The sequence below is a fragment of the Fusibacter fontis genome, from assembly GCF_055378735.1.
In genome coordinates this window covers 2,785,425-2,810,723 of sequence record NZ_AP042445.1, presented here as the reverse complement: position 1 = coordinate 2,810,723, position 25,299 = coordinate 2,785,425, and the positions used below count along the sequence as shown (strand labels likewise).

The 25,299-nt window shown below is 31.2% G+C and carries 23 protein-coding genes; 1 reads left to right on the top strand and 22 read right to left on the bottom strand.

The genetic code is table 11. The features are described from left to right. Nucleotides 1–8 precede the first annotated feature (8 nt). Nucleotides 9–443, bottom strand: a complete 435-nt coding sequence (locus tag ACZ41W_RS12540) for a hypothetical protein (protein WP_464312322.1) — start codon at nt 441–443, stop codon at nt 9–11. A gap of 72 nt (nt 444–515) precedes the next feature. Here ACZ41W_RS12540 and ACZ41W_RS12535 point away from each other — a divergent pair, with 72 nt between their 5' ends. Then, nucleotides 516–1,283 (top strand): hypothetical protein, encoded by a 768-nt coding sequence (locus tag ACZ41W_RS12535; RefSeq protein ID WP_464312321.1) that lies wholly within the window; start codon nt 516–518, stop codon nt 1,281–1,283. Nucleotides 1,284–2,052: 769 nt separating this feature from the next. Here ACZ41W_RS12535 and ACZ41W_RS12530 read toward each other — a convergent pair. From ACZ41W_RS12530 to ACZ41W_RS12430, 21 genes are all read right to left on the bottom strand, one after another. Beyond that, entirely contained in the window at nt 2,053–2,490 is a 438-nt protein-coding gene (locus ACZ41W_RS12530) for a hypothetical protein (protein WP_464312320.1), read from the bottom strand. A gap of 416 nt (nt 2,491–2,906) precedes the next feature. Next, the gene (locus tag ACZ41W_RS12525) at nt 2,907–3,869 is read right to left on the bottom strand and encodes a hypothetical protein (protein WP_464312319.1); all 963 of its coding nucleotides are present in this window, start codon (nt 3,867–3,869) and stop codon (nt 2,907–2,909) included. A gap of 221 nt (nt 3,870–4,090) precedes the next feature. Further along, a complete protein-coding gene (locus ACZ41W_RS12520; RefSeq protein ID WP_464312318.1) occupies nt 4,091–4,747 on the bottom strand; it encodes a hypothetical protein in 657 nt (218 codons plus the stop codon). Between the two features lie 218 nt (nt 4,748–4,965). Continuing rightward, nucleotides 4,966–5,652 (bottom strand): hypothetical protein, encoded by a 687-nt coding sequence (locus tag ACZ41W_RS12515; RefSeq protein ID WP_464312317.1) that lies wholly within the window; start codon nt 5,650–5,652, stop codon nt 4,966–4,968. Nucleotides 5,653–5,665: 13 nt separating this feature from the next. After that, nucleotides 5,666–5,968 (bottom strand): hypothetical protein, encoded by a 303-nt coding sequence (locus ACZ41W_RS12510; RefSeq protein ID WP_464312316.1) that lies wholly within the window; start codon nt 5,966–5,968, stop codon nt 5,666–5,668. A gap of 87 nt (nt 5,969–6,055) precedes the next feature. Beyond that, nucleotides 6,056–9,979, bottom strand: a complete 3,924-nt coding sequence (locus ACZ41W_RS12505) for a hypothetical protein (protein ID WP_464312315.1) — start codon at nt 9,977–9,979, stop codon at nt 6,056–6,058. A 121-nt stretch (nt 9,980–10,100) separates the two neighbouring features. Next, a complete protein-coding gene (locus ACZ41W_RS12500) occupies nt 10,101–10,991 on the bottom strand; it encodes a hypothetical protein (RefSeq protein ID WP_464312314.1) in 891 nt (296 codons plus the stop codon). Nucleotides 10,992–11,009: 18 nt separating this feature from the next. Continuing rightward, nucleotides 11,010–11,264, bottom strand: coding sequence for a hypothetical protein (locus ACZ41W_RS12495; protein ID WP_464312313.1), 255 nt, complete (start codon nt 11,262–11,264; stop codon nt 11,010–11,012). Further along, nucleotides 11,257–11,700, bottom strand: a complete 444-nt coding sequence (locus ACZ41W_RS12490; RefSeq protein ID WP_464312312.1) for a hypothetical protein — start codon at nt 11,698–11,700, stop codon at nt 11,257–11,259. Before ACZ41W_RS12490 ends, ACZ41W_RS12495 begins: the two co-directional genes overlap by 8 nt. 24 nt (nt 11,701–11,724) lie before the next feature. Further along, a complete protein-coding gene (locus tag ACZ41W_RS12485) occupies nt 11,725–12,420 on the bottom strand; it encodes a hypothetical protein (protein ID WP_464312311.1) in 696 nt (231 codons plus the stop codon). Further along, a complete protein-coding gene (locus tag ACZ41W_RS12480) occupies nt 12,417–13,097 on the bottom strand; it encodes a hypothetical protein (protein ID WP_464312310.1) in 681 nt (226 codons plus the stop codon). Before ACZ41W_RS12480 ends, ACZ41W_RS12485 begins: the two co-directional genes overlap by 4 nt. Nucleotides 13,098–13,628: 531 nt before the next feature. Next, nucleotides 13,629–13,868, bottom strand: coding sequence for a hypothetical protein (locus ACZ41W_RS12475; RefSeq protein WP_464312309.1), 240 nt, complete (start codon nt 13,866–13,868; stop codon nt 13,629–13,631). Then, nucleotides 13,849–14,178, bottom strand: coding sequence for a hypothetical protein (locus ACZ41W_RS12470; RefSeq protein WP_464312308.1), 330 nt, complete (start codon nt 14,176–14,178; stop codon nt 13,849–13,851). The genes ACZ41W_RS12475 and ACZ41W_RS12470 overlap by 20 nt, the downstream gene beginning before the upstream one ends. A 149-nt stretch (nt 14,179–14,327) precedes the next feature. Next, complete coding sequence (locus tag ACZ41W_RS12465; protein WP_464312307.1) at nt 14,328–20,132, bottom strand: InlB B-repeat-containing protein; 5,805 nt, start codon at nt 20,130–20,132, stop codon at nt 14,328–14,330. A 171-nt stretch (nt 20,133–20,303) separates the two neighbouring features. Continuing rightward, on the bottom strand, nt 20,304–21,257 hold the full coding sequence (locus ACZ41W_RS12460; protein WP_464312306.1) for a hypothetical protein: 954 nt from the start codon (nt 21,255–21,257) through the stop codon (nt 20,304–20,306). Nucleotides 21,258–21,465: 208 nt separating this feature from the next. Next, nucleotides 21,466–22,284: a leucine-rich repeat domain-containing protein gene (locus ACZ41W_RS12455; protein WP_464312305.1), complete on the bottom strand. Its 819-nt coding sequence runs from the start codon at nt 22,282–22,284 to the stop codon at nt 21,466–21,468. Nucleotides 22,285–22,296: 12 nt separating this feature from the next. After that, nucleotides 22,297–22,584 carry a hypothetical protein gene (locus tag ACZ41W_RS12450; RefSeq protein ID WP_464312304.1) on the bottom strand — a complete coding sequence of 96 codons (288 nt, stop codon included), beginning with the start codon at nt 22,582–22,584 and terminating at the stop codon, nt 22,297–22,299. 194 nt (nt 22,585–22,778) lie between these two features. Further along, nucleotides 22,779–23,795: a hypothetical protein gene (locus ACZ41W_RS12445; protein WP_464312303.1), complete on the bottom strand. Its 1,017-nt coding sequence runs from the start codon at nt 23,793–23,795 to the stop codon at nt 22,779–22,781. Then, nucleotides 23,773–24,042 (bottom strand): hypothetical protein, encoded by a 270-nt coding sequence (locus ACZ41W_RS12440; protein ID WP_464312302.1) that lies wholly within the window; start codon nt 24,040–24,042, stop codon nt 23,773–23,775. Before ACZ41W_RS12440 ends, ACZ41W_RS12445 begins: the two co-directional genes overlap by 23 nt. Before the next feature lie 186 nt (nt 24,043–24,228). Further along, complete coding sequence (locus tag ACZ41W_RS12435; RefSeq protein ID WP_464312301.1) at nt 24,229–24,720, bottom strand: hypothetical protein; 492 nt, start codon at nt 24,718–24,720, stop codon at nt 24,229–24,231. Nucleotides 24,721–24,735: 15 nt separating this feature from the next. Further along, on the bottom strand, nt 24,736–25,128 hold the full coding sequence (locus ACZ41W_RS12430) for a hypothetical protein (RefSeq protein ID WP_464312300.1): 393 nt from the start codon (nt 25,126–25,128) through the stop codon (nt 24,736–24,738). Between the last annotated feature and the right edge of the window lie 171 nt (nt 25,129–25,299).

Here is a 25,299-nt window from a genome sequence, read left to right as displayed (position 1 = left end):
AATTTTGTCTACCCTCTTCTTTTTATCTCACTTATTACTTCATCCACACTCAACAACCTAACCGCAACCTGTGTTGTTGCAAATACTAAAACTTGGTGCTGTTCCAGCTTCAAACCATGTTCTTTTATAAAACCGCTACCCATTACTTTTATAGGACCACCATAAGCTGACTCTATTACCTCTATATCATTTTGCTGCATTAATCTACCCAAGACTTCATTATACTTCTCTTTCTTCACTAACCGCTTTTGTACAAAACATTTATAACCCTTTAATTCCTTACTATCTAACCGAACTACTCCCCGGATTATTCCTTGATAAACCGAGTCATCATAATCTTTCAGAGCATTGAAACACCACTCTCTCCAGACTTCCTGGATTAAATTATCAATATCTTCTCTCAATTCCTTTTCTATTACCCTTATTTTATCTAAACCGCTCATTATATAAACCCCATTTGCTTTTGATACCGCTTTTCTTTATACTATCTATATTACAACATACCGAGGTAGATTATGAATGATATATTTAAACTAGCCAATAAATCTATTACTGCAGATAATATTTTACCTGTTCTCGCATTTTATGAAAACCCTAAAAACTACAAAATCAACATTGAACTACCTAAATACAATGACTACATAACCCTTGTTAATTCTTATAATGTCAAACCCGAACACTTCTATCTAACTCAAAACCCTTTATCACCGGTGGTTTACTATGATGGGGTTTATACCCTTATAGAGCTATACGGGCTAACGCCCGATATGCTCAAATTTGTTCAGTTTGATAGACAGTTAGGTAAAATGGACAAACTTGTAAGTGAGAGAAAATTTGAATTAATCTTTGCTCTTTTAGATAACCGATATGCATCATTTGTATTTTTTAATACCCTTTCGTACTATACTAATTCCGAATTTCTAGATATTTTTAAACTTGTCTACTCTCAACAGGAATATGACTTTGATATCTATAATGCAGAGTTATTAAGTAAACTCAAAGCCTTGAAACACCATATACCCGAACTAGAACCACACACCTCAGAAGATGGTTATATTACTATTTACAGAGGTGAATCCTCACAATCTACCCATTATACTGATGCTCTCTCATGGACTCTATCACCTCGCCATGCTCGGTTCTTCGCTAACCGATTCGACTATATCGGGATTGTATATAAAGCTAAGGTAAAAGCAGAAAATGTATTAGTTTATATAGACCGGGAAGAAGATGTTTTAGTAGAAAGCGGGTATTTAGAAGAAGTAGAAGAATATAAAGAATAAGCAAAGTGAGGCATAAAGCCTCACTTTTTATATTGTGAAAATTGAGAAAGGTGGTATACGGGTGGAGTTTGTGCCTTAAGGCACATCAGCACCAACACTTGCTGAGATTTGATAATACCCCTCATACTATTACCTATGTTACTACAAAACAGATGCTAAAACCCCTTAAATACTTATACAGACTACTCAAAACCTAGTTAAAACCCTTTTATTTGTTCTTACTTCAATACTTATATTCTAACCGACTTACTCTACTCTCTATAATAATTCACTTATATACTTGCTAACCGCTTCGCTTACTTCAAACTACCTAACCGCTTAGCTGACTTTTAACTACCTAACCGCTTAGCTTACTCCAACTAGTTATACATATTGACATACACGGTGCAAATTGTGCCTTTAGGCACAGTTCCACAACACCAAAACATCACAGTTCAAAACCCTCACAAACCCTCACAACACCATAGTTCAAAACCCTTACACCACTTTAACTTCTACCACTTCTCTAAACCATTACTAAATACAACCGCTTCGCTCTATTTCGAGATAACCGCTTAAACCCTTTATTAAACTTACTTAAAATAAATACCTAGATAACACTGCTGCTATCTAGGTATTTAATGATTACTTAGTGGATTTTTGAAGATTATTTAGATTTTAATTTTGTAGTTATTAGATTTAATGAGTAGATTTAATTAAGTTTCAATTAGATTGAAAAATATGTAGTGCTTGGTGGAGTCTGTGCCTAAAGGCACAAATGCACCAAACTTTAACTATAATGTTTAACTATCAATGCACAACAAATTGAATAAAAAACTCCTTTTGGTAAAGACATTTCTAAACCATCTATTAAGTTGTAATATTTGTTATAGATTTCTTGAACCCAATCTTCATCATATATTATTTGCTCTATGATATGCTTCTTTGAAAACCCTTTAGACTTAAAATACTCTACTTCTTCAAGCATACTATTATAAATTTGATTTACCAATTCATAACCATTTAATAGACTACCATCAATCATTATTATACCTTTATCATCACTAATCTTTAGGTAATCATATAAATCATCTACTATGCTATTAGCAAAATCCTCCATATATGGTGTAATTTTAAACTCTTTCTCTATACCATTGAAAATTACTTTTATAATTTTTGAAGAATCTTCACACTCATCATCTAATACAATAATATATAATTTTTCCATATGTAACACCCCCATATTGTTATAACAACATTATAAGCTATTTCATTGATATATGTAATACCCTATTGCTTCTATTGCTTCTATTGCTTCTAAATCCCCTTTTCTCCTTATTTCTTTATCATTTCTTTATCACTTCTTTATCACTTCTTTATCACTTCTTTATCATCACACAATATCTTCATCGCACCTCCGGAAAAAATTTTACAATCTACCTTAACCACTCCCCCTACTATATTTATTCATTTATGTTAAGATTTATGTCCAAAACAGAAAATGTACTTTTTATTTTTTTAATTTATGTCCAATTAGAAAATAAAACCTATATAAAATATAGGTAAAAAATAATCAATAGGTAAATATTAAGATTTCGCAGCATTTGGTTTCGGGCAGCAAAAAGGTTTTGCTTTAGCAAAACCTTATAAGCTCAACATATTTAAATATTGTGGCTCTATTAAACCTGATTGTAATATAATCATTTTAATTGTAGCATCAGGTAATTTTGTTTTATCTTTGATTTTAGTTAGCAAATCTGATACATGATGTGTTGAAGAAATCTTATATCTACCCTCATATACTGATTGCAATACATATACTACCCGATTGATATAACTATCTGACAACCCATATTGATTTTGTAATTTCAACTTCATTTTCTTTAAATCTAATTGACTTGCTTTTCCTACATAAAACATTAGAGATTGTACTAGTTCAGGAATTATATTATCATTAGATTTTTTTAATTGTGTTCCTACATTTTTTGCAATATGCGCGTCTAATGCATTATAGTATTTTATCAAATAATTTTTAATATCTATTATACTCAAACTAGTTATAAATGATAACTGTGTAATAGTGTTTTGGTCATTTGGTAATGATAACAGGGCAGGTGTTTTATAATGTTTATTTACCAACATACAAATATCTATTACTACATTACTTATATTTAGATTATACTTTTCTTCATTCTTCATTATGTCAGTATAGGACTTATCATAATATACATCTAATGCTACCAGTTGCAATTGTTTTTCAAACCCATTCATTGCTAAGGCATTTTTATATAACTGTTTTTTTACCCCTTGACCTAGGTAATCAGACCTAACCTGTCTAATATATGACTCTGCTGTTTCGGGTAGAAAATTAGAAATTTCTTTATTTGTTAATCCGCGATGAATAAGTAATATAATTTTATCTTTAGTTTGTAACTCATTGTTTGCAATTTGAATAGCATCAATATCAACTCTATCTTTTATTATATTTTGTATATACTCTCTCTGTTCTTTTAACTCTTTGATTTTTGCATCTAAAATAGCATATTCTTGCTCTAGTTCATTCAAACCCTTATTTTTCATAGTTTTTATAAATTCCTCTTTCAACATCTCACACCTCGAAAATTGTATGTTATATTTTTAAAAATGTATGTTCAGTTTTGTTTCAAATAGTGGTCGGTGCTCAGAAATGAGCACCGACCATTATACTAACAGGATAGGGATAGTGATAGTGATAGCCAAAAGTGAGGTAAATTGGCTTCATATCTAATATAATTTTTACTGTCCAGTAATTTTCAATATCTGTTAGTTTTTTTATAATTTTTGTCCATTTAGATTACCCATTTTATTTCTTCTTTTTTCAATTGGTCTAGATAATTATCTAGACCTAAAATATCCTCAATTTTTGTTAATAACTCATCATCTGCCATCACATTTACTACATTTTCTTTTAAACCTATATATTTACTTGCTAATTCCTGCATTTTTGCTGCAGCATCTAAAAATAGATTTTTAGCTACTTTGTCATTATTCATATTAGTTTTCAATAATTGTATCAACCTGTAAATATCTCTACCTGTCTCTAAATAAATGTATTCTCGGGTATTTAAAAATTCATTAATTAGCAAAGTATCTTCATTTTTGAGTTTTAAAACCATAGAATCTGTAAAATCAGGAGTTTGTAATTTTGCTGCTGATATTGTGTACTGTGTTTTCTCATCCTCATCTTCAACTATTTTATATTGATTAGTTTGTCTATTTAACTCACTTTTTTGCATTCCTATTGCTGTGGTAATAATATAATTTTTTAAATTTCCACTTTTGCTTTTCGCTTTTTCCAAGATTTCTCTTCTATTTAGTTTTATATAAATGTCCGACATTACCTCAGCATAGTTATTGTCTTTAGTTATCAAATCTAACATATCAGTTTTTGATACCAATGTTTCCATTACATCATATTGATTTATATTTACACTGAAAGTTACCATAGATTCTACCTCTTCCCACTATCCTAATCCTAATTAAAAATGGACATCACAAAAAGGTTTTCAAACCCTTTTTATAAATGTCCATTAACTACTATCCTACAAAAAGTATATACTTTTATTTACCTCAAGTCAAATAACCGAGCCATTTTGCGAAAAATTAAAACCTTTATAAAATATAGGTTTTGTTGTGTTGAAATAATTGTAATATAAATGTAATATTAATTCACATCTATTTGTATGATTTTACCACCTGGACCAGGTATGCGGCTATCCCATACTATATCAGTAATTACAAAATCTAATGGAACAAGGTCTTGCATGCAAAACACTTCAATTTCATGAATATCACCATCTACTGGAATATGCAAATCTTTAAGATGGTTTTTTAAATCTAACAAATTACTAAATTCTTCTAGAACTGAAACTTCACCATCTTTATAATGCAACCTATAAGGTTTTATTTCTACCCATTCGATATAGTAAGGGTGGAAATTGAAACCCTCAAGTTCTTTCCTAATATACTTTTGAACATCACCATTGATTAATACTACCTCATTAGGATTAGGTTCAAATCCCGCAATACAACCCCTAGTCAAATCATACTCCAAATCGCGAAAACTGCTGTAACCCTTTAATCTGCAGTATCTTGTCAATGTCGATTGGTCCATGTTAGTTAATACAAATGCTAAAAATTTAGGCATTTTTAATGCTTTGTCCCATATAGATTGAGGGACACCAATATCATTATCACCACCCTCTAGCAAAATCACTGAACCATCATTTTTATACTGTACTGTGGATGTCAAAAGGATTTTTTCAACAAATTGGTTGATTTCTTCCTCAGTTAATAAAAAATTGCATTCTTTTATACAGTTAGTCAAAATATGTCTCAAACTCATCATCATTTTATTTACCCCCTTAAAAATCTAATTCTTCATCTCCATTATATGGCTCTAATACTGCATCAAATAGGCATTGGATGTGTTTGTTGTAGTATTCTAAAAAAACAAATAGTAGTTCCTCAGGGTCAATATCATTCTTTAACAATGCAATTTCTTCTTTGTATTCTTGATATAACCTTAGATAATAAACTTCGTCAGCGCCATAAAAGTACATTTCCTTTAATCGCTCAATCTCTACCGATATTGCGCCTATTAAATGATAGGCTATTATTTTGCTGTGCTGAAGTTCTTTAAAACCTTTGACTGTAATTGAAACCACCCCCAAACCCTACACATTGTAAACTGTAGTATATCGGATGATTTCACCGGTGCCAATAAAAAAGAGTAAGATAAAACCTTACTCTAATTACTTTCTATTATTTTGACTCCTATTATTTCCATTTTTTTGTTGTTTTTGGCTGTTTTGTGTATTTTGCCTTCTAGGTCGATTCTGCGTGTTCTGCATTTGGTTATTTTGGTTTCTATTTTGAGTTGCATTTTGCTGCGGTTGATTACTTTTATACTGATTATACAACTGAGCACCATACATTACCGCAAATACCATAGACCATGGTCCAAACAGAGGTGCTAATGACATAAACACATTTACCCCTAATGTATAACCAAATGCTGATGTTAACATTTTTACAGGTCTCGACTGCCAAATACCACTGAGATAATCATTTGCGGGTAGTTGTATTGGTTGTGATTGTCGGATTGGTCTACCAAAACCCAAAGGTCCATTGTTATCAGTAGATTTTTTTGTTAGATTATCTCTGTTATATTCCACATCTCCTACCCGAAGGTACATTAGATTTTTAAAGTACCTAAAGTATTTTACAAAATCTTTACTTCCAAACTTTCTAAGATTTACTTCAGTGCGAACTCTGTTTTTCTGGTGATTATCTTCAACTACAAATTCTTCTAAATTCTCAAAATCTTTAATGATATTATAATTAAAAGCATTTGACATAATTGCATTATCTAAATCCATTTTTATACCAACCGGAACTGTACCTTCTTCAAATATAAAATTTGGAATGTACTGTCTATTATTAACAAACAGATAACCTTGTTGAGTAATTTTAAATGATTTAATATTTTCTAAACCACCATATATTTCAATTAAACTTTGCTTTAAAAACTCTGTCATTTTCTTTGTAGTTTCATATTTTGATACCACTCCGAATGATTTAATATCACTACCCAAATTAGTAGGATATGGAGTATTATCAGCAGTAATTGTTATTGGTGGGGATTCAATGACTTGCTGTACTGGTCTAGATTGTTGATTTGTTCTAATCGGTTGAGTATTTGGTTGTTGCATTGGTCTAGCTGGTTGTATTGGTGGCTGTGGATTTGATACATCATTAGTTGGTATTGGTTCTAAATCATCATATACAACATCTTCTGCATCCATATCTGCTACACCATCCATATTCCAAATACCACTACTATTTGATTGTGTATTGGTTTCAGCTTTGACTACCAATACTTCACCTGCTCTACCCTCTACTAAAATATTTTTAGAATAAAATGAGTCAATATCTGAATCATATAGATATTCTTCGATACTGTTATACTTTTTTGAGAGACCAGATACTTCTAAAATCTGATTCAGATACTCATAACCGCGACTCAAATTACTTATACCCTCTGGGCCAATGGTTTCCATAAAACCCTCAAAACCAACACCTTTTGGTACAGTTCCACCGCCTTTTACTACTAAATCCTCAAAAGCTTTTTCGCCAATATTGGCTCTCATATCCTGCACATATTGTGAGTCCATATCTGCAGAGTTTAAAACCAAATAAGATTTAAAAACTGTACAACTATCAGCATCATTCAATTTGCTACCTGTAAACATTCCAAAATGTCTGTATTCAGTCACTTTTGATGCTAATTCTCTATTTTGCTGTTGTAATGCATACAAACTATCTAAACCCTCTGCTGTTGCATTTGCACCACCAACTAATTTTGTCGCATTAGAAGCTGTTGTGAGTGGAGTAAATACCGCTTGTGTCGGTGATGGTTTTTTATCATATTTCCAAGTTGCTGCCTTTTGATACAGGCAAAATACACTTGTATTTGAATTAGGCATCTCTGCTACCATAGAGCCTTGAAAGTCCTGACCTAAGTTGTTTATCCATTTGAGTAGTTTATTGCACCAGTTTAGTAATTGTGGGTCTGTATTTTTATCTTTTACTATATTAGATAAAATGTTATAAAAAACCTCAAGTTCTGAATATACCCTTAGTAATTCATCTAGTACAAAAAATGCTTGTCCAGCTCCAGGAGTAGTAATTTTCTTATCTTTTTGTAGTTTTGCTGAAACCATCGTGAGTTGTAATATCTTTAAATAGGCTAATAAACCCCAAGTAGAATCAGATGTAGATTCTGCTAACTCAGATGGTGCATTTTGACCTAAACTTTGAATTGCTTGTATTTTAGCTTCTGCCAATGATACCATTATTGGATTTGCTTTTAAATACTCTATTGGCGGTGTGTTTAGGTCCCAAGCTGCTACCCTTAAACCATTAGCATTTGCTACCTCATTTAACACATTAGCCATATCTGGTTTTGCATCCATATATATTAATGGACAACCATCAGATAATATTGTTCCTAATAAACCCAAGGTTAAAACACCCTTACCTGCTCTTGGACCCGCTAGTATATTGATTACCTTAGCATCATTTTTTGTTAGGTTGATAGTCAAAATCTCGTCATCTACAGTTTGACCTAATATACAATTTCTGATACTGATTTTCTGTCCTCTAGATTTTTTATGATTTACCGCATCATAGGCAAACAATGGCATTGATTGATATAAATCCTCATTTAAACACAAGTTTATTTGACTAACACCTGTCGGTTTTACTTTTCTTTGTGTTATTTTTGCACCACCCGCTAAATACTTATCTCCACCATTTGAAAAACTAGTGCAAAATCTATTTAAATCAAATTTTGCATTTCCTGCGCTAAATTTGAACTTGAGCATTAATAATGACTTATCACCGCTTTGAGCTAACTCAGTTATTAAAAATACAGTACATAATTTATCTGTTATTTCATTTAGATTTTCGCCTTTTTTATATACTTCAATAAGTTTAGATTTTACTAATTTTGATATCTCATTTTCAAGAGTTGTTTCTATCTCTTTAACATTACTACTTATTTTTTCTTTTATATCCCAACTCTTAAATTTGTAGTTTAAAGACCTACCGGACATTACCGCTAGATGAAATAATGGGAAATATGTTCCATTTAAAGGTTGTTTATACAAATCATCTACTGAGATATTCTCTAAATTACCCTCGACTACTACTGAATGTTTACTTGAAGAAACTGCTAAATCATATATTTTTGAATACTCTTTTGATTTTTTTACTACTGTTAAACCATTAGAAACACTTAAAATACCCTCTGGAACCAATAAACCAACTGGTTTTTTTAAACCAAAACAAGATAAATACAAATCTCTATACACTTTCATTATTTTAGATAAATTTAAGTTTATTGCTACTTCATCTACCTCTACTTCTGCTTGCTTTTCTTCTACTTCTGTTACCTCTACCACCTTTTGACTATCTAAAAACCATTTGTGCAACCGCTGTGTTTCCTTTACTTCTCCACCTGTATATTCTTCATCTATTGCATAACCTTTTTCTTTATCTGTGTTTCGCACAAATACTGCTGGGTTTCCATTTGGTAAGCGCTCTATTTCTCGGACAATTAAATCTACTTTATATCCTAATGTTTTTAATTGCTCTGATATGGGTTTATCTTTTACAATTTTTCTGTCATTATACAGTTGTTGCAATGTTACCATATCTAACTCTGCTATCGAAATATGACTCAATCGGGCAAACGATTTTTTTAGCAGATTATAAGTTTTTGTGAATTTATCTAACCCATATTTCTCTAATTCAAACTCATCATGTAATCCTAAATGCATATAATCAGATTTTAATAACAAAATCTCTTCGAGATTATTATAAATATGATGTTTATAAACCGCATCTATCATTGGTTTATAATCCGCTACATTTAATCTCTTATTTTCAAAATCTTTATATATACCCTCTAACTCTTTATCACCAAAAGCTTTAAAATCTAATAGATGATTATAACCCTTACCTGTTACATAATGCTCCTGTAATAACCCATTTGCTGATAAAACCAATCGCCTTAAATTGTTTGTACTTACCTTGTTTCTATCTATTATTGGTCTACCATTTACCAATTCTTTAGTTTTTGCTAATGTTCTTAATACTAATTGTTGTTTCATTCAATCCACCCCTAATCTGTCTATTTTATACTCATAATAGTTTTTTATGCTTCTGTTTTTATCTACCAAACTGTGTTATATGTCCATATCAGACTCAAAAAACTAGAAAAGTAGTTATTAACTACTTTTCTTTAAAATCACTAACTAAAACTACCAATTTTCCGACCGATTCATCATATACCATTTTAAAGAACTTATAATTTGGTAGACCCTCTTTAATCACATCATTTTCTTTAATGATTGTATCTGTCAATTTACCATCTACATCGACTGTTGATAATTCTGATTTATTTACTAAACCTGAATCACTTAAAAATATCAAACCCATAAAAAATATATACAGAATAAAAAATACTAAAAAAACCTTTGATACAAAACTTAAAATAAAACCCAATATCTTGTTGCTTAATTTCCCCTTTTTATTTTTCTTATCATTCTTTATTTTATTTAATCTAAACTCAAGCAGGGTTAACTCTTTGTTGTATATATTTTTCAATCTTTGTATTTCGAACTCTCTTTTGGTATCCTCGGCATTTTGCACAATACTCGATTGCAACATATCTAATCTACTGTGAAATGAAGCAAAATAGTTTAGTAAATTAGATAACTGTTTATCTTCTCTAATAAAAGCTTCAAAATTATTATCTGTAATGTCTTCACCTGTTACTAAATGTAGAAATTCTTTTAATTCCTCAGTTTCAGATAATTCTATATCTTCTATTTTTTGATTCTTTAGTATTTTAAACCTTTCCAGATAATACTGAGATTTTGCAATTATTTCATCCTGTTCTTTTTCAGATAGGTTTAGAATTCTCTTTTTAATCTGATTATGATAATGTTCTTCATCTAGACCAATATTTACAGGCTCAAATCCTTCCAAAAACTCAACTTTCTTATCTGGTGTGTTTTCTAATATAGTGTCAAAATCAATGATTTCTAAAGAACCTGTGTTATCTTTTTTCTCAACATTATCATCGTCATCAAAATCTATATCTAAAAATGTTCCATTCATACCACTACCCCATTCCTGTTAGCTAATAATCTCAATAATTTTAGTTAATTGTTTTACTATACTCTTTTTAGGTTTAAACTCTTTATTAATAAAATCAATTGCAGTAGCATATTTATTATCATCTAAACCAGTTAATACTGATGCTGTGTATAGGATTTTATCATACTCAGCAGTTCTATAAATCAAGTTAACCGCTTCATTTTTATCTATTTGATTATGTTTACACATTTTTCGGAGTTCCTTTAGTAAATCTAATAATTTATCCTCATCCATTGTTCTCACCCCACAAGTTCTTTTGTACCTCATAATCTATTGTTGTTATTAATAACCTTAAAAATTTTAAAATTTTAGGCTTAGATACATACCCCTTAGTTTCTAATAAAATATCTATACAAGTAGCAATCACTTGCTTTAAACTGAAAAATCTATCACTAATTACAGGCATTGCATATTTCAAATCTACTAAATTTTGAAGAATTTCTTGCTTTTTATCTTTTTCATTAGATTTATCTGTACTTGATAAATAAAGTTCATATAGTTCTAATAATTGCTTTTCAAATCGCATTAAAGTTAATGCATCCAAATCATTTGTTGTTTTTACTCTACCCTCTATTCCTAATCTGTAAGTCAAAGGCTCAAACAATTTCAACCCCTCGACCTTTTGGTTTAAAATTAAATCTAAACTATTCAAATCCTTAATTTTTGACATATTATAACCTCACTTTCAAACTACCTATTCTACTCCTGTTATTTCCTCTGTTACTTCCTCTGTTACTTCCTCTGTTATTTCCTCTTCTGACTGCTCTATCTCTGTATCTAATACAGATACCGCATAATCTACACCCTCGATTATGGTATAACTACCGCGCGATAATCTAGGTAATTTCATAGATACATTTATGGTTATTGTTTCTCCTGGTTCTACAATTTTACCAACACTATCAAAGTCTAGTCCTACTTCACCGCTGTTACTTGATGCTGTTTGTTTTAATGTATAATCATCACTGTAAACACCTCTTATCCAACCCTCTGATAATCTTACATTTATATTATCTATTACTAATGCTACCTCTGAATTATTAGTAAAATAAAGGCTTTCAGCCTGTACACTACCTCTTGATAACCGAAATTTGAATGTTTGACTAGCATCATACTTTATTTCAATTACTGCGCTAGTTGTAGTTGTTGGCTCTATTGTTTCTAACGATGGAACTTGGGCTTCATGGCTCACTTCCTCTACTTCTGTTGTTGGTTCTGTTGGTTCTGTTGGTTCTGTTGGTTCTATCGGTTCAGTTGGTTCTATTACTTCTGTTGGTTCTATTGCTTCTGTTGGTTCTATTGCTTCTGTTGGCTCTGTTGGTTCTAATGCAAATGATGGTAATACCCCTATCATTGCTATACATAAAATAAATACTAGTATTTTCCTCATAATCCCCACTCCTTTTGATACTTCTTAATTGTTTGCTGCGATATACCTGTGTGCTCCTGTATCTCTTGTATATCTAACCCTTGAAATGACAACTGTTTCAAATTTCTTAACTGTTTATCTGTTAAGCGCTGACCTGTGGTTTTACCATTCTGAGGTTCTAACCAGTTCTTAACCCTAAATGCTTTTATCTCATTATCAGTCATATACTCAATGGGATAGCTTAGTTTTATGTTTGGATGATAATAACTATCAATTTTTTTACTTATCCCTTGTTGGCAATAACCCGATACTCTAGCAATTGCATTTTGGCTGTAACCTAAACCACTACCTATATGATTTAGGTTCTCTATCTCATTTAATAATAATGGCGAACTATATTTTGGATTTGTTTCTTTAAACAATACCTTCTTCCTAGCTTCACTTTTTATCAATTCATAATAACCCCTATTATGATGTCTTCTATGCAATGACATCAATATCTCTAGCAATATAAAATGTTCATATTTTCTTAAATCTGGGTCGCAGATACCTTTTTTATTGATTAACTTTACTAAGTTATTTTTGTCTGTTTTAATATATTTTTCTCTTACATCTCTGTATATAAAACCATAATAGCCCGACCATTCTGTATCTAACAGACCATGATAATCTGGTTTTGGGTAACTGATTTCTAACATACTCATTTCCTCACTTTACTGATATTTTCCTTTTGTGTTTTTACCGCGCATCCTAATTCGCCGCCATTACAATAGTAATCATAGTTATTTGTTATATGATTAAAGACAAACCCCCTATGGAAATTATCTATATCTATTACCTCACTAGTTTCTTCACAACAGCAAAAAACTGCTTTACAGTTTTCATTTCTATCTAGTTTTTTAGTTGCATTATGACATTTCGCACAAACTCCATTTATGAGTATTTTCTTTTCTTCTAAACAAATAGAACATTGATTTTCCTTTGTTCTAATATTTTAAATAAATTTTTCTTTTTTATTTACATCCACTAACATATACTCACCCAATTTATTAATAACTAGATATAAACACATGAACAACAAACCTTTAACTACCCAACTGACCGATGTAAACATTACTATAAAAAATATTAAACCATTCAAAACTATGAATAAATTTGTCTTTATTTTCCTACTCAATGTTAAATACATATAATCACTACCCCTATCCTGCTATTATTCAACTGTCGCATTATTCCATATATTTAATCCCTAATTTCTTAATCAATTCCTCTACCAATTCTTTATATTTTTCATCTTTTTGATACTCGGCTAAAACTACAACTACTTCAGGACCCTTTTTCATCAATTTTGTAGTTGTAATTCCACCTAGTAAAACTTTACTTTTATATATATTTTCTTCATCCTCTGCTGTTAATTTCATACTTATGCGCTTCACTGTTCTGGTTATTCTATTTCTTTTCAATTTCATTTTTAACCCCTCCTGCTATCAACTTTTCTTTAATATCACTCAATGCTTTTTGTCTACCCTTATCACTTGAATATTGATGCTCATTATGATAAGTTAAATCATTTTCTTTAAAAACCTCTTTTAAAAACCGCTGTCTTTCACCTCTTATTACATACCTATGCAACCTGCGAAGTGTTTTCAAATACTGCCTCTCAAAAATATAGACATTATCAGGTAACCGGTTTAATTTACCTCTATCATTCTGTTTTGACTCTTCTAAAGCCAACATTTCTAATACAATTTCATCTAAATTATCAATTAACTGCTGCATATTTCACCACCTCGCTCACTTGTCTAATTAATATATTTATAACTGTAGTCTTTTATTGTTTTCTTAATTGTTTTATTGTGTACATACTTTTAATTTATGTCCAATCAAAAAAATAAAAATGAGAGGACTTATACCCTCTCATTTTTTCTTTATAATAACTGCTCTAAATCTTCTAACTCTGTATCCTCAACTTCTTCTTCAACTTCTGCTTTCTTTTCCATAGTTTTCTTTGCTGCCATTACCAGAGCTAATACTAGCAATAACAGAAGTATTAAAAATATTATAGAAAACAGTATTATGGTTTTTGTTGTGATAACTGATTTTTTAACTACCTGTGTATCTTGTGGTTCTGATTTTTCAGTTGTTGGCTCTGAAGATTCTTCTGTTGGCTCTTCTAAACCTATTTCTCCGTTTGTATCTTCTAACCATGTTGCTTCAACCAATAACTGAATATCTACAATACCCTCTAGATTATCTTCATCTAACTCAATATTTTCTGTGATTATAGCTTCTGACAAACTAAACTCCGATTCTCTACCCTCAGATTTAACTTGTACTTTTATTGTACCTAACAACTCATCAGTAATAGGATTTTTCATTGATATTTCATATTTTCTTAGTTCTAAATTGACAAATTTATAATAACCATTAACATCTGAATAATCTACTATTAATCCTGGATTAAGCTCAAACTTTACCCCTTTTAATGGTTTACCATCCCTACCCAAAACTTGTCCATTTATATTCCCTCTCTTAACCTCTACCTTTTGCTCTACCACAGGTTTTTCTATTTTATCCACTATTACAACATTTTGTTCTGTTGTTGATTCAGTTTTAGGCTCTGTAACAGGTTCTGTAGTAGGTTCTGTTACCTTTTCTGTTGTTGGCTCTGTAGTCGGTTCAGTTGGTTTTTCTGTTGTTGGTTGAGTTACAGGCTCAGTTACTGGCTCTGTTACTGGCTCTGTTGGTAATGGTGCAGGTTCTGTTGGTTGTGGTGCTACTGGTTCAGTTGGTTGTGGTGCTACTGGTTCTGTTGGTTGTGGCGCTACTGGTTCAGTTGGTTGTGGCGCTGGTTGTGTTGGTGCCTCAGTTGTTGGTGGTGTTAAATCCTCTACCTGCCACTGTGCTGTTAATGTGTCATCACCTGCTACAACATAATCAGTTATAGTTTTATCTATTAAACCCTTTAAAACACTTAACCAACCTGTAAAAGTATATTTCTTATTATTTAATATCTCATCATAAGTTGGGATAGTTAAAACATTTACTTTTACTTCATTTTGCAAACCACTGAAATTACTTGGTAAAGTAACAATATTAGGATTTAAACCCTTATTAAAACTTACATTGTAATTCCAAATCGCTGTTAATGTAAGGTTTTTAGTTAAAACAATACTATCACCACTACTATAAACATTACCATCCTGGTCCATCCAATGGACCAACTTGCTGACGTGCGCTAAATCGACATTTCCGACTATTACTGTATTACCCTCATATGTTGTTACACTGTTTGGTAATACTGGGTTTGCTGTGGTTAAGCCTTTATTATATACAATTGAATAGTTTGGTAGTGGTGTGTATTCTGCTATTAATTCCTCAGAAGTACCTAAATCAATTTGGATTTGCACTACACCTGTATTACCTAACTCAATACCCCTATTTAACCAATATCTGAGTGAATAACCCGGTATATTTGTGATGACCGGTGATGTTCCTGGTGTGCTACCTAAATTGTCAAAATTCACATCTTCTAAATAAAATGAATCTGTAAATGTGTATTCTACTCTATTTGCAACTATCTCACCCGGTGTTGGACCACCTATTACTCTGTAAATCAGATAACTTTTTGTTGGGTCTAATGGTGGTATTGCTTCAACTGTCCATTGTGCTACCAATATTTCATCACCTTTGATTGTGAATAATGGCTCTGTACCTGCTAACAATCCATGATTGATTGACTGATAACCTGTGAAAGTATATTTATTACCACCTGCCTCTACCTGATAACCGCTAGGTAATCCTAAAACCCCTGCTTTTAGTTCATCCATAGTGCCACTGAAACTAGCAGGTAGTGTTATTGCATCAGGATATACACCCTTATCAAAACTTACAGTATATGTTGGTATTGCTGTATAAGATGCTGTAATAATTGTGTCTGACATTACATTGGTATAACTACCTAACCAACCGCTAAAAATATATCCTGCTCTTATTGGGTCTTTGGGTGGAATTGCATTACCACCCTCATTTACTATTTCTGTTTTCAAAAAAGTTAAATCCCAATCAAAAAATTTAACTAAATATGTTGTTGGTGGTGGTACTATACCCTGTTTATAAACAAAATTAAGATTCAAATTTTGACCTTTTGTTAATGTTAATGTCGGTGTTCCTATTAACTCTGTCATTGGTGCAGGTGGTATTGGTGCTGGCATAATCATTTTGTGTACACCTTCTAACACCCAACCCTCATTATCTAACAATGTTTGTACATCTACTGGTAAATTAGGGTCATTTTTTATAGTGTAAGTTTTTTGAGTTCCACCTGCTAAATCAAAATCTACTGCTGTATAACTATCCCTCAATGACATAAAATGCATTGGATTATACAACATCCAAAAGTTATTTGGGGCCATTGCCATTGTTCCATCTAGATTTTGGAACTGGATATTGTAATTAACTGTTGTTGGTTGCTCTACCCATATTGCATTTAGGTTTACAACATCACCCCATATAAAATCTTTAAAATCATTAACCGCATAATCTACACTACCATCAAAATTACCATCCTCATAATCTGAGTCAAAACCGACTAATGTGTAACCGCTGCAACCCCAAGGTTGCATTATTTGAACATTTGTGAAGTTTAGCTCTGTGTAAGTGTGTGTGCCTGTTCCATTACCCCAATCTATTATTCCCTCTGTTGTCATTGGGTCATAAACTAATTGGATTTGTTGTGGTGTTTCCCATATTGCATATAATGTCCCATACAATGCTGATGCTTGATATTGGTTTCCTGCTATAAATGTTGCTAATGTATCAGCAGGATTTTTAGACCAACCCAAAAAGTTAAAACCATCTCTCACTAAATCATTTTGATTTGGTACTGTAACCAATGCTATTGGATTGCTTTCATTGATATCAGATGGAGCTGTACCCCCTGTGTTACCATTACCATCAAACTGGATTATTTGCATTGGTAATTGTGCCTCCCATATTGCATACAATGTTCCATATAAATTAGATGCCCAATATTGATTACCAGCTAAAAAGATTGCTGATGTATCAGCAGGATTTTTAGACCAACCCAAGAAGTTAAAACCTTCTTTTACTAAATCATTTTGGTTAGGTACTGTAACCCAAGCTGTCGAATTGTGCTGTGTTATACTACCTGGTGCAGTACCACTTGTGCTTCCATTACCATCAAATTGGATTAATGGTGTCCACTGTGCATATAATATTGCAGGATTCCCATGTCTTGTTGTCAATGTGTTTATCTCATATTTCCATTCTCCACTATCCCACACCACACCTGCTCCAAATACTCCTGGTGCATATACTGTACCGCTACCATTAGCTGCTGAGTTCCAGTTTTTAAACACATAACCCTCTTTTACTAATGTACCCCTATCTTTAATTGCTACATAATCAAAAATACCTGTTTTTGTTTCTATTGGTGCTACCCCACCAGTATTACCATTACCATTATATTGAATTGGTAAATCTGCTATATCTCCTAATACCCCATCCATATTTACTGATAAACTGTTGATATCAGTTAAAACAAACTCTCCCATATAAGTTTGATTTGGATATAACCAAGTACCTGTATTATCACTAATCCAATATCTAAGGTATTTTCCACTAACTTGTAATGTTGTTTTTAATTCTTCGCTTATATTTTTTATTGGTATGCTGTCTGTATATAAATATTTTGTAGTTTCTATTGGCATTAATGCATCATCATAACCTGCTAATCTATATACTAATTGAGCCCCATTTGCTGGGTCTGGTGCTACATAATCTGTATAACTAACTGTTAATACACTATCTGTGGCTAAATCCCCAACATTAATTTTTAGTAAGTTATTATAACCTGTTACACTTACACCTAAAGCGATTTGATTAAATACATTTGTATTAAGGCTTAGACCATTTAGTTTAAAATCAACTAAATATTTCTTAACCCCTTCACCAAACACATCTGCTTCAACTACCCATTTTCCATAATAAGCATCTTTTGATAAACCCATATATCTGCTACTCAAAATACTAATATTTTGACCTGTTAATGCTTTTACTTCATTTAAATATAAATCCCTTACACCGCGATTATTATTAGTTTTAACCGCACCATTCATATAGTAATAATCAACTCCATTTAATCTGTTATCAAATGTTGATGCAGGGTCTATACTATCAGTTAATGTAAAATAATATTTTGCTGTACCTAAAACATCATTACCATTAACACCTTTAAAATCCACTGTTCTATCAATACCATTCTCTTCAACCGCGATAGTTAATTTTATTGGTGTTTTTACTGATACATTCAAAATATAGTTTTTAGTGGTATCAGTTATATTAAATTGATAATCTGTTTTAGCTGTTGTAGATGTACCAAAATCCTCATAAATCCTTGATAATACTGTATTTGTTGATTTATCTTTTAATTCCACAAACTCATACTTATCATACCCACTAGGTGCTACTGCGCCATCTAAGTCTTTTGTTCTCTCAAATCTAACACTAATATCTGAAATTTTCGCTTTATCTACCCATAAATCTATTGTTTCTGCTAAATGTGGTCTGTATTGTTTTGTTACCGCATCATTATAAGTTACATCCACATATATTTCATAGTCATTTAACATACCCAAGTTTGTATAATTTAATGGTAAAGTACTTGTTAAATCAATACTTACAGGGTCTAAATCTCCAAATATCCAACCTCTATCTGTTTTTGTATATGTGCCTATACCATTTGATTGATATAAAGATAAAAGATTTGCATCTCCTGTTATATTTGTTGTTGAATTAGTAAACTCAATTCTTTTAACCACATTGAAACTTGACATATCTAAATCTGTTAAAGCTATTGGTAATACTATTTTGCTACCCTGTCCTGATAATGTTGTTCCACTAAATTTATATGATACATATGGTGGTAATGTTGGAATTTCAAAACCACTGAAATTATTACCCTCAATTACTTTTACTGTTGATGGTAATACTAATGTGTTTAACTCAGCACCAGCAAAAGCTCCATCTTTTATTGTTTCTACACCCTCAGGTAAAACTACCTCTGTATATGGATTATCTCTGAACATATCCCAGATTACTGTCATACTACCCTCTACAACTAATCTAGTTATATTATTTTCGCGAAATGCACCATATATACCACCACCAGTTGAAATGTAGTTATAATTTGATTTACTAACAAACTCGCCTGTAATGCTATTATTCCTGAATGAGTTAGGTCCAAAATTAATCTGATTTACATTGTTGTTGAAATTTACCCCTGTTATCAAACCTTTACCTGTTATTGTGCTACCATCAAAATCTCCACCTGTAAAAGCTTGCTCACCGATGTTTAATGTTCCATTTGTTGCAGGAATATCAATTACCCCTTGTAACCCTGTAAATGCAAATGCTCTATAACCTATATACTCTAAATTTGGATTACCATTAAAATTAACCCCTATAATACTTTTATTATTTGTAAAAGCATTATCCGCTACACCTATTACTGGTTTACCACTATAATCTAGTGGAATATCAATTACTCCTATACCACCAGATAATATACCCGATACATAATAACCAGTTCCCATATCTACATAATCTAACACTGTATCAGCATACACGGGTGATATTGGCATTACACCGGATATCATCACTAATGATAAAAATATCGCTAAAACCCTTTTAAACTCTAACTTTATACTCATTTTCTATACCTCCATGAAATTCTCACTATCACTATCTCTATTAATATAAAAATAACTGTAGGGTATTTTAGACATTTCAATTGTTTTTATGGGTATGTACATTTAATTTATGTCCAATTTTTGTTTTAAATTTTGGTAAAAAAAAATGACCCTTTTTAGGGTCATTTGCTCTTATTTCAACTCAAACTCTGCTACTATTTCATAAACAGTGAATCCATCATTATAACCTAATCTAGAATATAAATTTATAACTTTTCTAGTCATTAAATATAACTTTTGTTCATTACTGTATTTTTCAGGATTGTTTTTAATATAATAATATAAATTACCTCTTTCATTGAAATAACTTTGAGATAACTTATAACTATCTGCTAAATCTAATTCAACATTATTAGCTCTATTAATCAAATACTGACAATGTAAATCAAATTCCTTAATGTTTTCATTTATATTGTAATAAAAACCATTCCCCTGTTCATTAATATCAAAAGACATCCATGTATATTCGTTATCAAAAGATTGTGCTGATGCCCATCCAAAAGATTGTGCTGATTCCCACAGTTTTCCGTCTAAATAAAGAACTTTACCATCCAAATCATAGCCAGCTCTAGAACTTTGAACAATAGATATATTTTGTCCATTATTTGATGTTATAATGTTTACCGATTTAAAACTATATAAATCAGCAATAAATTGAAGTAACATCAAATTATAAATTTTATTGTCAAATTTATTGTCAAAATTTAAATGTTTTATTCCATCTGTCGTATTTAAATATAATGTTTTTCCCCATCCCTGTAATATTGCAATATCTCCAAAAATAATTATTTCACATTTTTTATTTTCTAATTCAATTAATTCATCTTCAATTTCAGACAAATGAATATCAAATTCTAAATCAAATTCACTATCAAATTCATAATCAAAAATTGCAATATTAGACTCTCCTTCTGTCAATTTTTTTATAAAACCAATTAAATTAACATCTTCACATTTTTTAAGCTCATTTATATCTTTATAAACAGTGAAATATTTAAACTTATACTGCTCTTTTGGTTTTCTACCCCTCTTTTTCAGTTCTTGCTTTGGTTCTACTTTAGCTTCTACTATTTTTTTTCTTTTCATAACCAATACCTCTCTCTATACCTTATCCATTATTGACCTTGAGTGGTCTTACATAATATATTTATTTCTGTCCATTAAAACTGTCTTTTCTATTGTTTTGTTGAATATCTTTGATTCTATCTGTCCATACTATTTATAAAAATTAGTTATTATATAGGTTTAAAACAAAAAAATGACTCTACACTAAGTAGGGTCATTTTTTCATTTTCTAGATTTTTATCCATTTATTTGATACATATCTATAAGTCCCTGCGCCATATTTATCATATACTGCTTTAAATGCGTTATCACCGTTGACCACATTATTACCTAATTCTACATTACTACCTATAACTAAATAAGTTATTTTTGTTTGTGTTCCTGTATTACCAAAGGCATTGTCACCAACCTTTACATTACTACCCAAATGTACCTCTTTAAGTTTATTACCTCTAAATGCACCTTTTCCAATACTTGTAACCGAACTAGGTATTTTTACTACCTCAATATTATTTTTCTCAAATGCACTTTCACCGATTGATTTCAGACCCTCATTTAATACCAATGTCTTTATTTGATTGTTTCTAAATGCATCTCCATATATTGCAAATAAACTACTCGGTGTTGTTAACTCAGTTATATTATTACCCGCAAATGAACCATCCCATAAGGTCTTTACACCACTACCCAAATTCAATATTGTTATACCACAATCTGCAAATCCATATTTGTGTACTAATAAAATGCTATCGGGTAACTCTAATGTTGTTATACCCTTGTTTTCTTTATATGCACTAACACCAATGACTTTTACACCATTTTCAATTGTTAAACTAGTTATACCATATGCTTGAAAAACTTCATTTCCTATACCCCTTACTTTGACACCATCAACTGTACTTGGGATTACTACATCACTACCGCCTGTATAACCACTGATAACCGCCTCAGTTTGGTTTACCATATCTACTGTATAATAACCCAAATCTGCAAATGTAGGCGCTGTCATTAGCATTATCGCCAATATTATCGCTATTGATTTTCTCATACTCCACACCTCTTATTCATATTGCCAATGCCCATAATAACCGAAATCACCGAACTCGATAAAAACCTCTTCATTTTCTTCATCTTCAGGTCCATCATATGGACAACCATACCAAGGCAATACTGCAACTGGTCTATCTTCACAATCATAATCACAATCATATACATAAACACCTGAACCAGTATATGCAATATTTTCTACTGCTGCATCCATTACTTCTTGGATGTCATCTGAAAACATACTAAAATTTCCTGCGCCTGTACCATAATTAACATAATATTTTATTTTTTTACTACCCATAATCTAAACCTCACAATACTATATTTTTACTATGTTTCATCCATTTACAAATCAAATAACATAAAACCCTTTAACCACTTGACTATTAACCTAACTCAATATGAATTTTTAAGTCTAATCTTTATCTAATTATTCAACTACCTAAATCTAATCTGGTAATTTAATTAAGTAGCAAAAACACCTGAAAAATTATACTACCTAATTCGCAACCGGTCATTATCCCACTGATACATTTGTTTGTATACCCTACCATTCAGTATCGCTATTATTTGATTATAAATATCTCTTTTCACATCATTTTGATTCTTAACACTAATCTTAAGTTTTTTCAGTATCTGTTCTACAAAATCATCTAAATACCCTAGTATTAACACTCCCTGCGTATCTTCATTTTTCATTACAAAAGTTATTTCTTCTATACATTTAACTCTTTTGTAGTAAGGTAATGAAACATATAATTTATCTTCTAAATAGAATCTTATATCTTTTGGATTTAATTCAACCCTTAAAACAAAAGGATTAAAACTAATATACCGCTCTAATTTTGATTTCTCTACAACCCTATCAAAATCAAATCCATTTAGAAGCAAAGCTTCATTTTTTTCTTCTAAATCTTTCATTACTGCATATAAATCTAAACTAAACCAACATCCTAACTCTCCATTATTTGCAAAACAATCAACCCTCTCTAAACCATCTAACACTGTTACCATTCCCTCTTCTATTCCATACCGCATATGTTTATACTCATTACCCTCTAATACCAGTTCCAACAGCATCGAGATATCCATAGTACACAAATCTATACTATCAGGAGTGCCTGCTAATATACCCTCTAGGTCATCTAAAACCTGATTTACCCATTGGTCATAATCATTATGGGATTTACCCTCAAAACTAAAAGTGTTTTTATAGTCCCTTATTATTGATACATCTAGTTTGTCGAGATTAAATGTAATTCTGTTGTCCTCAATCAACACAATTCTCACTATTTCTATTTCTCTTTCTTCAAAATCTACTTCATCCTCTGAAAAAACATCGAGGTTTTTGCTCTGTGAATTATAATTATTAACTGTTAAAACCCAATTACTATCTACACCCATTGATAATTCTACACTCTCTAAGATGTAGCGAAGATTATCTTGCAAACCACTCCGAAACTCCAATAATTCATTATCTATATTCTTCTTATTCAACTGTTTTAGTTTCATTTCTCTCTACCCCTAACATTAAATATATTAATTTTCTCAACTGCGCTTTCGCTTCTGTACTACCATTATAGGACTTCAATACTTCAGATACCTTAGCATCTATATTATCGCCATAATGAATATAAAGAAGCTGGGGATTTGATAAATTCAACCCCTCTGTTTCTATATTTTTCTTTTCTACTACCTCATCATTCTCAATTCTGAAAACCCTTAAATAATAACCCACTTCAAATACATAACTTTTCACTGCTACACCCCTCTCTTGGCTTTTATAATTAATATATTTATAAGTGTTCCTCATTTATGTTTTATGTATTCTTTTTTTGTCCTAGTTCATATTTGTACCGCTTTAATATCTAGTCTAATACTGTGTTTTTTACTTTTCTAATGAACAGGTAACCAAATAAAAAAAGGTAAAGATTTTGATTAATCTCTACCCCTCAATACTATTACCATCTTCTATACTGTCTTTTAAATCATACCCAAAATTGCTTGATTCTTCTTCTAATCTACTTCTTAACTCCAATATATCATCACCGCTTTTTAATACTGAATCTAATAACAAATAATAATTCTTAATCAACTTATCTTTATCTACCAAAATCAACAACTCATTGCTTGTGTCCTTAATAATATGGTATTTTTCTACTATTACAGTTTCTATTTTTTGTTTTAAATTGCCTTTTATTTCCTCACGGATTTTATTTCGCAACCACTCCGATTTGTCTTTATACCAATTTGATTGACAAACCGCACTTAATTTTTCTATATCATCTGCTGAAGTTATTTCTAAATCAAAATCTTCTTTTGCCTTTTGTCTAACCCAAGCTGCAAAATTAACTACACCACAGTTTTTATCGAACTCATACATCATTTCATCTTCTAAATAAGCGATTGCCTTTTGATACATTATTAGTTTTTTCATTAGTGATACCCTCTATTATCTTAACCCTACATAATCATTTAAACCCTCAACTACACCACAATCATTACAGATTTCGGTTTTATTATCTCTGCGAGAGATTGCTGCTAAACCCTCTTTTATACTACTACCACACAAAGGGCATTTCTGTTCCTCAGTCTTAACCCTATAAAACACCATAATATCTTCAACTACTTTACCATCTAATAACCGAGAGTATACATTACTCCATTCAAACTCGCTAGTGTCAAGCTCAGGTCTGGTCATTGCTAAAGTCATTTTAGTACTTTCCATCATTTTTTCTACAAACCCTAATGTATATAAACTGTCTGTTTTCCAATCATTTTCACACTCACTAAAATCCTGATTCTTCTTATCAAATGTGTTTCTTGCTAATACTTCAATTATCATAAATTTTTACTCCTTAGTTTAATTTGTTATCAGCATTCATTGAATTATTCTTCTTTATATTATACCTCTAGAGGTATAATGTCAATGTAAAGAAAGAGAGCAGGTGATTCACCTGCTCTCCAATTATGTTTACACGGGGGATACTGTGCCTTTAGGCACAAAAATACCCAA